Genomic DNA, 14,167 nt, shown 5'->3' with positions numbered 1-14,167 from the left:
GAGGTGCCCCCGCCCCATCACCAAAATCTGCAAGACCCCATATTGTAGTGACGACAAAAAAAGTTAATAGTCTAATATCATTAATAATTATTCTCTTGACTGATAATCTCCGGATTCACCTCTTCTACTTGCTTTTTTAGGGACTCTCGTTCCTCATAAAGTTTAATCGACTGACCCATTTGACTCCCGAGAATTGAAGGGGTTTCAAAGCTCTCGTCAGCAATCCTGTCCAACGGAATTAGATCTGTGCTGTGACCAATGGAACCCTTTCGTTATCGGCTTCAAAAATGCTAAAATCGAATTATGGGATGCCCTGAAATGCCCCTGGGGCATCCCAACATATTAAACCGACACCAAGCATAACCAAATGTCAATTTTAGTGGATTTCAGGACAGGATTGGATTATAATAATAACAATTTTCCACTAGTTAAACCTTTTCAAATAATACCTTTAAGCCTGAGAGTTAATGAGCAGTGACGGGAGACGGGTTTTTTCCCTGATTTTAGCTGGTCCATGTTAGATTATAGAAATAAATAATAATTTCGAGGAAAAAATAGGTAGCTTCGCCGAAAAGCAATAATCAGAAGCTGAGAGCCACACGAAGGCAGGCATGCCTTACGGAGATCTTAACTGGATTGCTGGATTCATTTGGAATATTGCCGATGATGTGCTGCGCGATATTTATGTCCGGGGCAAGTATCGTGATGTCATTCTGCCCATGACGGTTATCCGCCGGCTGGATGCCGTGCTGGAAAAAACTAAGGAAGCCGTCCTCAAGTTCAATAAGCAGCTCGATGAAGCAGGCATTGCCACCAAAAAAGATGCCCTGTGCCATGAAGCCGGAAATGCTTTTTACAACATCTCGCCGTTCACCCTTAAAGATCTCCGGGCCCGGGCCAAGCAGCACCAACTGAAAGCCGACTTCGAGGCCTATCTGGATGGCTTTTCGCCCAATGTCCAGGAGATTTTGGATAAGTTCAAGTTCCGTAACCAGATATCGACGCTGGTCGAAACTGATATCCTGGGCAGCCTGATCGAGAAATTTACCACCAATGATATCAACCTCAGCCCCGAACCGGTATATGACCAGGACGGTAAGGTGCGCCTGCCCGGCCTGGACAATCATGGCATGGGTACTATCTTTGAGGAGCTGATCCGTCGGTTCAACGAAGAAAATAACGAAGAAGCCGGGGAGCATTTCACCCCTCGGGATGTAGTACGGCTCATGGCTAACCTGATCCTCCGGCCGGTCGCCGACCAGATCTGCGATGCCACTTACCGGGTTTACGATGGGGCCTGCGGCACCGGCGGCATGCTCACTGTGGCTGAAGAAATTCTTTATCAACTAGCCCGGGAGCATGGCAAAGAAGTTTCCATCCATTTATTCGGCCAAGAGATTAACCCCGAGACCTATGCCATTTGCAAGGCCGATCTTTTGCTCAAAGGTGAAGGCCAGGCCGCTGAAAATATTAAGTTTGGCTCTACCCTGTCCTCCGATGCCTTTCCGGCCCTGGAGTTCGATTTCATGCTATCCAATCCGCCGTATGGCAAGAGCTGGAAGACCGACCTGGAGCGCCTCGGCGGTAAGAAAGACCTGGCTGACCCCCGCTTTATCGTCCAACACCGAGGGGAGGAACTTCCTTTGATCACCCGATCCAGTGACGGCCAGCTGATGTTTCTGGTAAACAAGCTCACCAAGATGAATAACCAGACGCCGTTGGGCAGCCGTATCGCCGAAGTCCACAATGGCTCATCGCTGTTTACCGGCGACGCTGGCCAGGGCGAGAGCAATATCCGGCGCTGGATTATCGAAAACGACTGGCTGGAGGCCATCATCGCCCTGCCGCTGAACATGTTTTACAACACCGGCATTGCCACCTATATCTGGGTGATCTCCAACCGCAAGCTGGAGCACCGCCGGGGCCGGGTCCAGCTCATCGACGCCACCGGCATCTATCAGTCGCTGCGCAAGAATCTGGGCCGAAAGAATTGTGAGTTGTCGGCGGCGCACATAAAGCAGATCACCGACATGTTTATGGCCTTCGAGGAGACCGAGCAATCAAAGATTTTCCCCAATGAGGCTTTCGGTTAATGGAAGATTATCGTTGAACGCCCGCTGCGCCTGGCCGCCGACTTGAGCGCCCAAAAACTGGAGCGCTTCGACCAAGCCTGTCAAACCGCCAAAGAGGAGCCGCTGGCCAACCTGATGCGGCGGGTGGCCCAACGTCTCGGGCCGGGGCCGCATCTGGATTTCAATGTGGTGATGGCGGCCGTGGAAGATGATGCCGACTGGCACGGCGTCAAGCTAACCACCAACCGCGTAAAGCTGCTGAGGTCGGAACTTACCCAGACCGAGACCGCGGCAGCCCCGGTCATTAGGAAGGTTCATAAGCCTGGCAAGGTGGAACCGGACCCACTTCACGGTTTTTATCAGGTGGAGATCGACGGCAAGGCGAGAGTGGTGGAGTACGAGCCCGACACCGGCTTGAGGGACACCGAGCAGGTGCCGTTACTGGAATCAGGGGGGATCGAGGCCTTCTTTCGCCGTGAGGTTTTGCCCCATGTGCCGGACGCATGGATCGACCCCGCCAAGACTCAGATCGGTTATGAGATTTCCTTTACCCGGCACTTCTATAAGCCGCAGCCGCTCAGGACCCTGGACGAGATCCGGGCCGACCTGCTGGCCCTGAAGGCGGAAAGCGAGGGGCTGTTGGAGCAGATCTTGGGAGAGGCAACGGCGTGATTGCGGACCTGCGCCCTTATCCGGAATATAAAGATTCTGGTGTGCCGTGGCTGGGGAGGGTGCCAACACACTGGGATATGGTACGAACAAAGAACCTTTTCCATGAACGTAATGTTCGAGGTTACCCTGATGAGCCATTGCTTGCAGCTACTCAGACCAAAGGAGTTGTTCGCAAAGAAGAATACGAGAACCGAACAGTTCTGGCAATTAAGGACTTACAAAACCTGAAATTAGTGCTTGTAGGCGATTTCGTTATTAGTCTCCGTTCATTTCAAGGTGGAATTGAATATGCCCGGCATCAAGGTATCATAAGCCCTGCCTATACAGTACTTTATCCAGCCAAGAAGGAGAACCACGGATATTTCGCAATTCTATTTAAGTCACGTTTCTTTATTGAGGGTTTAAAACTTTATGTAACGGGCATACGCCAGGGGCAGAATATCGACTACGTTAAGTTAAGCCGGTCACTGATACCTTTCCCACCGCCAAGAGAGCAGAAAGCAATTGAAACGTTCGTGCTTGATTTCGATCAGCGTTGTAGGCGCTTAATGCGCAACCGGCGGCGGCTTATCGAGGTGTTGAACGAGCAGAAGCAGGCCATCATCAACCAAGCCGTGACCCGGGGCCTGGACCCTAATGTGCCCCTCAAGCCCTCGGGCATTGATTGGCTGGGCGATATTCCGGAGCATTGGGAGGTTAGGCGATTGCGGCATATGGCTTCAGTACGTCTCAGCAGTGTTGATAAGTTAATCGCAAAGGGAGAAAGGCCTGTGCGATTATGTAACTATGTAGATGTTTACCATAATAATTTCATCACTGAAAATATTGATTTCATGCAGGGAACCGCGTCTGATCCTGAAATCGAGGCATTTAAGCTTCGTAAGGGAGACGTCCTGATTACGAAGGACTCTGAAGAATGGCAAGATATCGCTGTTTCTGCATATGTACCGGAAAGCCTCCAAGATGTAGTCTGTGGCTATCACCTGGCAGTTATTCGCCCAAGGGAGGAAGTGATCAATGGAGAGTATTTGGCCCGAGCATTCTCTGCTGAATCGATCGCAGTCCAATTTCGTCTAGCGGCTAAAGGCGTAACCCGATATGGCCTTACACAAGAAGCAATAAAGGGGGCATTTTTCCTTGTTCCACCTCTTAAAGAGCAACTGGAGATAGTAATTTCCATTCGTGACCAGTGTAATCAAATTCAGGCTGCCGTCTTAAAGGCCCAGCGCGAAATCGACCTGATCCGTGAGTACCGCACCCGCCTCATTGCCGATGTGGTAACCGGCAAGCTGGACGTGAGAGGATGGCAGGGGGAAGCACCAAGGTTGGAAGAGGAGGAATCGGAGTTGCTGGAACTCGGTGAAGAGGAAGAGTTGGAATTGGACACTGATGAGGCGGGGGAGATGGCAGCAGCGGAATTGAGAGAATGAGGCATCATCACTAGTTTATTGATTTGTTCGTTTTCTCCTATAGTTGACAGAGGTTAGAACCAATGCGACAATGATTGACAGAATCTCTTTGAGCGATCTAAGGATCGCTTAAGGAATATAATAATGCCTGAGGAAGTCACTGATGTCGATGTCTGTAGAACAGTTGCTGCAAGAAAAGCGGGAGGAGATTCTCAGGATCGCTAGTCGACACGGGGTTCGGAGCGTCCGGGTGTTCGGCTCCGCGGCCCGGGGGGAGGCCGGGGAGGGCAGCGACTTGGACCTGCTCATCGAGGCTGGTCCCCACCGGACCCCCTGGTTTCCCGGAGGTCTGATCGCCGATCTAGAGAGTCTTCTGGGTTGCCGGGTGGATGTGGTCACGGAAAAAGCGCTGCATTGGTATATCCGCGACCGGGTGTTGCAAGAGGCCAGGCCGTTATGAAAGATGACGCCTTTTATGTCATCAAGGTAATCGAAGAGATCGACCGTATTGAAAAATTCACTGCCACGGGCAAAGAGGCGTTTTTCTCCTCCGACTTGATCCAATATGCCGTGCTGCGGAGTCTCCAAAACTTAGGGGAATCCATTAAACACATATCAGATGGCGCCAAAGCAACCTTCCCGGAAGTAGCCTGGAAGGGTATCATCGCGCTGCGCAATGTCCTGGTGCACGATTATCTGGACATTGATTTGGAGGAAATTTGGAACATCGTGCAATTGGATGTGCCAGAGCTCAAAGGCCAGATGGACATGCTGCGGCAAAAATTAACCGGTTAAAATCGGTGCCAAACCGTAAACTCGTTTATGCTTAGCTACCCGGACAGATGTCCATGGCCGCCATCAACAGGTCGCCGGGCACGATACTCCTAAATCCTGGGACAATAATGAAAAACAGCTATTAACCAACTTGAGCATCTTAAAAACATTGTCCGGCTTATTCCGCACCGCTATGGGATCAAACGGGCGGGTTTTTTTGGCTCCTGGCCCCGGGGGGAAATGACCGGAACCAGCGATATTGATATCCTGGTGGAGACCGGAAAGACCATAAGTCTGTTTGAATTTATCCGTTTGAAGCATGAGCTGGAAGATGCCTTGGGACGCAAGGTCGATCTAGTGTAATACAAAACCATTAAACTCCGGCTGCAACCGATCATCTTACAGGAAGAGCTGGCCATCTTATGAAGAAAAGAGCTCTCGGCGTCTAGCTGAGAGATTGAGCAGATAATTAAGGAATTGAAATAATAATCAAACATTGAACAAAACTGCGTTTTGACAATCAGTGACCGGGTCCGGCCAGCAGCCCGACCTTGATGAATTAAGAAAGCCTAATGACTGTCACTGACACCACCGAAGCCGGTCTAGAGGCCCTCATCGTCCATTCCTTGGTGCATGAGGCCGGTTACCAGCCGGGTCGCAACGAGGACTATGACCGCGATCATGCGGTGGACCTGGCCAAGCTTAAGTCCTTCCTGGAGGCCACCCAGCCCAAGGCGGCGGCTGCGCTAGATTTAGCCCAAGAGAGTCCCAAACGCAACCAATTCCTGCACCGGTTGCAGGGCGAGATCGCCAAACGCGGCGTCATCGACGTGCTGCGCCGCGGGATCAAGCATGGGCCATTGAGCCTGGACCTGTTCTACGGCACCCCTACCCCCGGCAATGTCAAGGCCGAACAACGGTTTGCCGCCAATATCTTCAGTATCACCCGGCAACTGCGCTACAGTAAGGACGAGACCCAACTGTCTCTGGACCTCTGCCTCTTTATCAACGGCCTGCCAGTGGCCACCTTTGAGCTAAAGAACCGCTTGACCAAACAGACCGTGGCCGACGCAGTGCAACAATATCAGCGTGACCGGGAACCCAAGGAACTGCTGTTTCAGTTCGGCCGCGGTATGGTGCATTTTGCGGTGGATGACCAGGAAGTGCGGATGTGCACCCACCTGAAGGGCAAGGATTCATGGTTTTTGCCTTTTAATCAGGGCTGGCAGGACGGGGCCGGCAACCCGCCCAATGAGAGCGGCATCAAGACGGATTACCTCTGGAAGCGGATTCTGACCAAGACCGGACTGACGGACATCATCGAGAACTATGCCCAGATCGTGGAGGAGAGGGACGACAAAGGGCGGAAGAAGTTGAAGCAGATTTTCCCCCGTTACCATCAGCTCGACGTGGTGCGGAAGCTCCTGGCCGACGCGCAGGTTAGCGGCGTGGGCAAACGGTATATGATCCAGCACTCGGCCGGCAGCGGCAAGAGCAACTCCATCGCCTGGCTGGCACACCAGCTTATCGGCCTGAAGGACGGCGGCCAGCCGCAATTTGACTCCATAATTGTGGTTACCGACCGGCGGGTGTTGGACAAGCAGATCAAGGATACGATTAAGCAGTTTGCCCAGGTGTCGGCCACGGTGGGCCATGCCGAAAGAAGCGGCGACCTGCGGCGCTTCCTCCAGAGTGGCAAGAAGATCATTATCTCGACCATCCAGAAGTTTCCATTCATTTTAGACGAGATCGGCGATGAGCACCGGGGCCGGAAATTTGCCATTATCATTGATGAGGCCCACTCCAGCCAAGGCGGGCGGACCGCTGCCAAGATGAGTATGGTGCTGTCCGAACATGGCGGCGAACAGGAGGAGGAAGACTACGAGGACAGAATCAACCGGATCATGGAGGCCCGGAAGATGCTGCCCAACGCCAGTTACTTCGCCTTCACCGCCACTCCCAAAAACAAGACCCTGGAAATTTTTGGTGAGCCGGTGCCCGAAGGGGATAAGGTCAGGCATCGGCCTTTTCACAGCTACACCATGAAGCAGGCCATTCAGGAGGGCTTCATCCTGGATGTGCTGGCCAGCTATACACCGGTGGACAGCTATTACCGCTTGATGAAGACGGTAGAGGACGATCCCGAATTCGATACCAAAAAGGCCCAGAAAAAACTGCGGCGCTACGTGGAGTCGCATGAACATGCGATCCGGCAGAAAGCCGAGATCATGATCGACCACTTCCATGACATGGTAATAGGGAGAAGAAAAATCGGTGGCCAGGCGAGGGCCATGGTGGTCACCAGCGGCATTGAGCGGGCGATCCAATATTACCATGCCTTTAAGGCTTACTTAAAAGAGCGCAAAAGCCCCTATGAGGCCATTGTGGCCTTTTCCGGCGAGCATGACTACGGAGGTCAGAAAGTTACCGAGGCATCATTAAATGGATTCCCCAGCGGTCAGATCGAAAAAAAGTTCCAGCAAGACCCCTACCGCTTTTTAATTGTGGCGGAAAAGTTCCAGACCGGCTACGATGAGCCGCTGTTGCACACTATGTACGTGGATAAGCAGCTGGCCGGTATTAAGGCAGTGCAGACTTTATCACGGTTGAACCGGGCGCGCCCCCAAAAAACCGATACCTTTGTGCTCGACTTCTTGAATGATGTGGACACCATCACCAAGGCCTTTGCCGACTATTACCGCACCACGATACTAAGCGAGGAGACCGACCCGAACAAACTGCATGACTTGAAGGCGACGCTTGATGGCTACCAGGTCTATGCCTGGTCCCAGGTAGAGCAACTGGTTGAGCTATTCCTCGGGGGCGCAGACCGGGAGAAGCTGGACCCAATTCTTGACGCCTGCGTGGCCGTGTATAACAGTGACCTCGACGAGGACGGCCAAGTCGACTTTAAAGGAAAAGCCAAAGCCTTCGTGCGGACTTATCAGTTCCTGGCCTCGATCCTGCCCTATTCGAATGCCGAATGGGAGAAGTTATCGATATTCTTAAACTTCCTCATCCCGAAATTGCCAGCCCCGAAGGAGGATGACCTGTCCAAAGGCATCCTCGAAACCATAGATATGGACAGCTACCGCGTCGAAGTCAAGGAATCATTGAAAATCGCCTTGCCCGATGAAGACGCCGAGATCGGACCGGTGCCGGCCAGCGGCGGTGGCAGGAAACCCGAACCCAAACTTGACAAACTGAGCAACATTATCAAGGCGTTCAACGACCAGTTTGGCAACATTGACTGGAAGGACAAGGACCGGATTGGGCAGGTTATTTCTGAGGAAATCCCGGCGCTGGTGGCAGCCGATAGAGCTTACCAAAATGCCATGAAAAACTCCGACAAAGCCGCAGCCCGGCTGGAACACGACCGAGCGCTGCAGAAGGTAATCATCGGCATGCTGTCGGACCACACCGAGCTGTTCAAGCAGTTCAGCGATAACCCCGGGTTCAAAAAGTGGCTGTCAGATACTAACTTCGCGATCACCTATGAGGAAACCGGAATTTAGCATTATAGCTCAGGTAAAGAAACGCAATAATAATATTACTGAATAGTTATGGCCGTCCCTTCCGGAAGGCCAAGCCTTAGACTATGAACTTTAGGCGTCTGTCTGAACCACACGTAGGTAATATTAACTGTACAGCTTGTTTTCGCTAAAACCATTGCAAGTGGTACGGTAGGGGGGCGAAGGGCGGCCTGATAGGATTTAGTTGAATCGGTGGAGAACTAGCATGGCAAAATTAATCTCTCTTGGTGAGGCGGTCACGCGCGGCGAAAAGAAAACCTTAGAATATCTTCAAAAGAAATTGCCGGTGGACTGGGTGATATTTGGCAATGTCCAGGTAACCACCGGGGAACTTACTAGAGAGATCGACGCTATTATCGTTGGCGACCGCTGTGTCTGGGCAGTGGATGAAAAAGGGTTTACTGGTCCCATCACCGGCGACGAGCACACATGGATTTTTGAAAACGGCACCGCCCGGGAACGGGTCCTAAACAATATTCTACATGCCGCTAAGATGCTCAAGGGCAAACTGGCCACCATGGATTCCAGATTGTCGGCCATTTGGGTGGAGGGCGTCGTTATCCTATCAGCGCCTGATGTTCAATTGCGGGTGAATGATTCACGGATTTCAGCCCATGTCTGCCAGTTGGCCGATGTTGATAGTTTTTTTGGCCAAGTCTCATGTCAAGGCAAAAAACTATCACCCCACGAAAGAGAGCTAATCGAAGGGCTTATCGCTGGGGAAAAAGTAGTGGCCCGTATCAAACAGCGACTTCAAAGGATCAGTCATTATCGTCTTCTGGAAAAACTTGCGGCTGGCCCGGTGGTGCAGTCCTATCGGGCCGAAAGGGAGAAATTCGGGGAAGAAGTCCTTCTGAAACTTTATGATTTTTCTTACCTACCTGAGCCCCATTCCAGAGAGGAATGGCAAAAACGGGCTGAGCGGGAATGTAGGACCTTATCAAAATTGCGCAATATTCCGGGGGTGGTCAGGGTAGTAGAGAGCTTCCAGGAAGTTTCCGGATATGGGGGAGACCTTTATTTCTTTGCATTGGATTTACCTTCAGGACCTTCCTTGGCCTCAAGGTTGGCAGAAGTGGAATGGTCTGCGGAAAACCGCCTGGCGGCAGCCAAGCGTCTATGCGAGATCGTGAAAAGCTTCCATGATGCCAAAGTAATTCATCGGCAACTTACCCCGGCAAACATATATTTTTATCAAACGGATTACGACTTCGTTGTCACTGGCTTTGAGTTGTCTAAGCTTCCCACCTCCTCGCTCCACCCTCTTGATGACCTTCCCCAATCGCCTTACCAAGCTCCAGAAGTCACGGAATCCTTACACAACGCCAGCGAGGCCTCAGATGTTTACTCCTTAGGGGTGATTTTATTTGAGATATTTTCTGGCGCTAAACCTTTTGGGAACCGCCCTCGTCAACCTCAAGACCCCGAGCCGGAATTGCACTTTTGGGGAGACTTGTCTGATCTGGTCAAATTAGATGATCTCCAAGCCTTGATTCAGTTGATGGTAGCTTACGATTCTAAAGAGCGCCTAAAAAACTTGTCCGAAGCGCTGGACCTCTTGGAGGAATTGCTCCAACATAAACCGATCTCTTTGCCCAGACCTAAGCCAAGCCTGCATCCCTTACCTCAAGGAGCCCAGATAGGAGACTATATCATCTTAGGCTATTTGGGCACCGGTGGCTGTTTTCATGCCTACCGCGTGGCTAGGCATGAGGAGGATTCCCAAGAATATGTGGCTAAGGTGTTGCGCTATCCGGAACTGTTGGAATCGGCCAGGTGGGCCTTTAATGCATTGAGTGTTCTGGATCATCCCAATATCATCAGGGCCTTTGATGTCAGGACCGCGCCTGAGTCCTCTTACCATCTCCTGGAGAAATATGTTCCTGGCAAATCTTGCCGGGATATTATCGCTCAGGGAAGGACCTCCGCTCCCCAGGTTGCCAAATGGGCTATGGCTCTGGCCAATGCCTTGGCCTATATGGAAACTCGCAATCCTGCGGTTTACCATGGGGACATTAGTCCGACCAATATCATCATCGATAAGGATCAGCCGTATTTGATTGATTTCGGCCTAGCGTATTTGGGAGGAACCGGCCCTTTAGGGGGAATTGTCGGCACCGCGCCGTATCGCCCGCCGGAACGCGATCTCCCTAATGTTGATTGGCCCCCCAGTGGCGATGTTTATTCCCTGGGGTTGGTCCTTTGTGCACTGCTCTTTGGCGAACTGCCCTACGATTGTGAGGGAGGGGTTTGGAATAAGCAGAAGATCAGAGAGGACTTTTTTTCATCTACCAATCTGGCCAGCCGAGAACTTCTCGAAGTATTGCGCCGGGCCATCGCCCCGGAAGCCATGGATAGATTTGCCAATGCCCAAGAGTTCCGGCAGGCTTTAGTGGCTTGTCCCGAACTGGGAGACAAAGCGCCTTTAATACAACAAGAACGGGGGATAGTCCCCTATCTGACCGAAGCCATAAAAGTTTATAACCTGGGAGCCTGCAATGCTGAGAATCGAGGTCTAGATAGCCCTTTTGCCCGGGCTACTTATGTGCCCACCGATCTGGACCGTGAATTAATGCCAAAAATTCTTAATCATCGGTTTGCCCTGGTAATCCTGGCTGGCAATCCTGGAGATGGGAAAACCGCGTTTTTGCAACAATTGGCTCTTAGACTGGGATTTGAAGGCGAATTTCTGCCTTTGAATCATTGGATCCTGGAACATGGCGGGTGGACTTATGAGTGCGTTCTGGATGGCTCCGCCGCCGATAGTCTGCGGGGTCTGTCCAGCGAGGAAGTATTGGAGCGTCTGTTTGATCCGTTGGTCAATGCTGGAGAAATTCCAGACTTGGCAGCCACCCTGGGACGCACCCAACTATTGGCTATCAATGATGGTCGTTTGCTAGAGTTTCTAAATGATCGACAACAGAAATCCAACTGGCTTCTTGATCACCTTGCTCGATTCTTTGATCCCGAGCTGGGCCAGCCGCACCCGGAAATCGTTCTGGTGGACCTTAACCGTAGGTCTCTGGTAGCAGGGGACAATCTGCAAAGCGCTTTTGATGAAATCCTCACAGCTCTTTTGATGGGCGGTTGGGGCGAATTTAAACCCGCAGATGACCCCTGGCAAATTTGTCAAAGTTGCCGCGCCGCGCCTTCTTGTCATGTGCGGTTTCATGTTGAAACTTTGCGGAATCCGGTTTTGGGGGCCCAGGTGCGGGAACGCCTTAAAACTCTCCTGGCTATTGTCCACAGCCAGGGGCGTCTGCATATTACTATTCGTGAACTGAGATCTATGTTGGCCTATATCATTTTTGGTGAACAACCCTGCGAAGAAATTCACCAAGAGTTGGAAGAGGCGCCTCAGAAGGAAGATGCAGGTGAAAGCCGATTCGAGGAATTTATGAAACGGCAAAAAAGAAAACTCTATTTTGAACGGGTTTTCACCACCGGAGAACGGGGTGGGCGTCTCCTGGCCGAATTGGTGGATTTCGATCCGGGAAAAGTGGATAACCCGCGCTTGGACAGGTTTATCGCTTCCTCACTGAAATCCCCGGAACGTCTAGAAGACCTTTTTACCGGCGCCGCGGACCGGATGCCCCATCGTGCTTTGAAATGGATCACGGAGATACCAAGTGATCAAAATCCATTCTCGGGTTTTGCGGAAGTCCGCCGCCGCCTGTTTTTTGAGGGAAAATCCCCAGAAGAGGAACGGCATGCAAGGGCATATTCCTGGTTGGAGATGACCCCTTTCCGCAGCTTTCCAAAGTGGGTGGAGAACCTAACCGCTTTCCGGCAAGGACGATATGAACTGCCCGATGACTTATGCCGACTCGTATGCCGAGGTATCTCTCTCACGGATAATGTGCCGGAGGACCTGCTGGATCGCTATCTGGCGGTGCGCACTGCGGCCAGTCCTAAAACTGAGCTTATTGTGGTCCGGCTTTTCGAACTGGAGAAATTCCGCCTGACCTGGGAAAGCTCTGAGACCCAGGCCTTAATATTGAGCGCTTTGCCCACGGCGATGTTGCTCCAGTATGGCCCTGAAGCCGATCCCACTCTGGAGATTTCCGCTGAACTTTTTGAACTGCTGATCCGTTTTGCCGAGGGGTATCGCTTGGGGTCGGCCGAACTGGAAGGAGTAGCGGCCAACCTGGAACTCTTTAAAAACCGGCTGCTGGCCATGCCGGCCAAAGAAGTCTGTCTGCTGCATCCCAGCCTGGGTTCTTACCGCGCCCGACAGGAACTCCAGGAGGGCACCCGCCGCATTATTCTGGAGGCGATGTCATGAGCAAGCTCCAAATCCCCAACGAACTCAAGTACCTCAAGGGGGCGCGCTATGAGCCCGCCATGCGGATTTATTATAACGATTTCTTTTTGGAGGATATTCTTCCAGGTTTTTTTTATCTGACCCGCACGGCCAGACGCCGGGGCAGAGGCGACTGGGCGGGACGAACGGCCAGAGATGTGGCCGCAGAATTATCCCAGAGGAAAGACAAGTTTATCGGTTTTGATGATGATAATAGCCGGAGGATTCTGGAAGAGTGGCTGAAAGCCAGCGTATTGCGTCTCATTGAGCGCGCTGGCACAGAAAAAGTCATGAGCGTCCGCCCCTTGCACTTTATGACCTATCGGGTTGACCTACCAACCAATTGGGCAAATACCAGATCAGTTCCTGAATTTCTGGCGGCCATTTTACACCAAAAACCGGACACGGCTCCTTTGGGAGATGAAAATATCTTTCCCCTGCAATCTCCCCAGAACTTGTTTTGGCAGATCTTCGGCGTCGGTCTTACCCATCCTCGCCCACATTTTTTCCTTAATGCGGATTTAGACACCTATGATAATTCAGTTGATTTAGATATCGAAGCTCTCTTGGCCGTAAGGGTAGTTGAGGGATTACGCAAACCGGCCGACAGAAAGGGAGAGATTTCCGGTTTTGAACCATTATGTCCCAAGCAGGCCCGGTTATTCAGGGAGGACTTTTCCCTGTTTTTGCGGGCCTATGCTCCACCTGTAGTACCGGTACGGGTCCTGGGAGATTATTTGCTCTGCCTGTTAGCCTTGAACCTGACGATTTACTCCCTTAAACATTTCGCCGCTTCCAACTATCTTTATGACACAGGGGAATGGCTGGATGACCGCTGGCATGATTGGGAACCGCCGCTGGCATGATTGGGAACCGGATATCTATCCGGATCTGACTGGCGGGCGGGTGCGCAAAAGCAGGGAATTGGCAAGACAATCTTTTAGACGACATCAAGACTGGATACTCCGGCAATTGCGCACCATGATCGGCTTTCGGTTGTTGGATTATTATCTCATGCCCGCCACTGATATACCGGAATTAAGACAACTGCGTCAATTAACCGGTATAAAATTTTTACAGACCTTGGCTTTGGGACGTCAGCCTTCGTTTAAAGAGGTTTATAACGAAACCCAGGGCAGTGCCAGGCCGGCTTTGAGAGGGCTTCAACAGTACCAGCAGGAAGATGGCGAATGGCCGGAAGATATGAAAAGCATTGCCAATGACCCCGCGATGCCGCCTTTTGATCGGTTGGTGGAACTTCTGGCCGCCAATCAATATGATCTGCAAAGCAATATATTAAAGTTCTTTTTTTCCATTACCAGGCGTAATCTGGAATCAGGCCTGTTATCCGGCAACCCCCGGCGACAGGATGATAATTATTATACTTTAGGGATTCAGATGTTG

General features: G+C 51.6%; 9 protein-coding genes and 1 pseudogene. All 10 read left to right on the top strand.

Features of this window, described 5'->3' with window-relative positions; all coding sequences use genetic code 11:
• Positions 1 to 611 precede the first annotated feature (611 nt).
• Positions 612 to 2,093, top strand: a complete 1,482-nt coding sequence (locus JRG72_10200) for an SAM-dependent DNA methyltransferase (GenBank protein ID MBW2135574.1) — start codon at positions 612 to 614, stop codon at positions 2,091 to 2,093.
• A gap of 42 nt (positions 2,094 to 2,135) precedes the next feature.
• Entirely contained in the window at positions 2,136 to 2,744 is a 609-nt protein-coding gene (locus JRG72_10195) for a hypothetical protein (protein ID MBW2135573.1), read from the top strand.
• Positions 2,741 to 4,174 carry a restriction endonuclease subunit S gene (locus tag JRG72_10190; protein MBW2135572.1) on the top strand — a complete coding sequence of 478 codons (1,434 nt, stop codon included), beginning with the start codon at positions 2,741 to 2,743 and terminating at the stop codon, positions 4,172 to 4,174. Before JRG72_10195 ends, JRG72_10190 begins: the two co-directional genes overlap by 4 nt.
• Positions 4,175 to 4,322: 148 nt before the next feature.
• Complete coding sequence (locus tag JRG72_10185) at positions 4,323 to 4,613, top strand: nucleotidyltransferase family protein (GenBank protein MBW2135571.1); 291 nt, start codon at positions 4,323 to 4,325, stop codon at positions 4,611 to 4,613.
• On the top strand, positions 4,610 to 4,948 hold the full coding sequence (locus JRG72_10180) for a DUF86 domain-containing protein (protein ID MBW2135570.1): 339 nt from the start codon (positions 4,610 to 4,612) through the stop codon (positions 4,946 to 4,948). Before JRG72_10185 ends, JRG72_10180 begins: the two co-directional genes overlap by 4 nt.
• A gap of 120 nt (positions 4,949 to 5,068) precedes the next feature.
• Positions 5,069 to 5,353, top strand: a pseudogene (locus JRG72_10175) (nucleotidyltransferase family protein).
• Positions 5,354 to 5,499: 146 nt separating this feature from the next.
• Positions 5,500 to 8,442 (top strand): type I restriction endonuclease subunit R, encoded by a 2,943-nt coding sequence (locus JRG72_10170; protein ID MBW2135569.1) that lies wholly within the window; start codon positions 5,500 to 5,502, stop codon positions 8,440 to 8,442.
• Between the two features lie 223 nt (positions 8,443 to 8,665).
• Positions 8,666 to 12,745 (top strand): protein kinase, encoded by a 4,080-nt coding sequence (locus tag JRG72_10165; protein ID MBW2135568.1) that lies wholly within the window; start codon positions 8,666 to 8,668, stop codon positions 12,743 to 12,745.
• Complete coding sequence (locus tag JRG72_10160; GenBank protein MBW2135567.1) at positions 12,742 to 13,629, top strand: hypothetical protein; 888 nt, start codon at positions 12,742 to 12,744, stop codon at positions 13,627 to 13,629. The genes JRG72_10165 and JRG72_10160 overlap by 4 nt, the downstream gene beginning before the upstream one ends.
• A partial coding sequence (locus tag JRG72_10155) for a hypothetical protein (GenBank protein MBW2135566.1) occupies positions 13,592 to 14,167 on the top strand: 576 nt, incomplete at its 3' end. The genes JRG72_10160 and JRG72_10155, both read left to right, overlap by 38 nt.

The organism is Deltaproteobacteria bacterium (genome assembly GCA_019309545.1).
Lineage (GTDB): Bacteria > Desulfobacterota > Desulfobaccia > Desulfobaccales > Desulfobaccaceae > Desulfobacca_B.
Note: the sequence above shows the minus strand (reverse complement) of the source record. Positions and strands in the feature narration are given on the sequence as shown.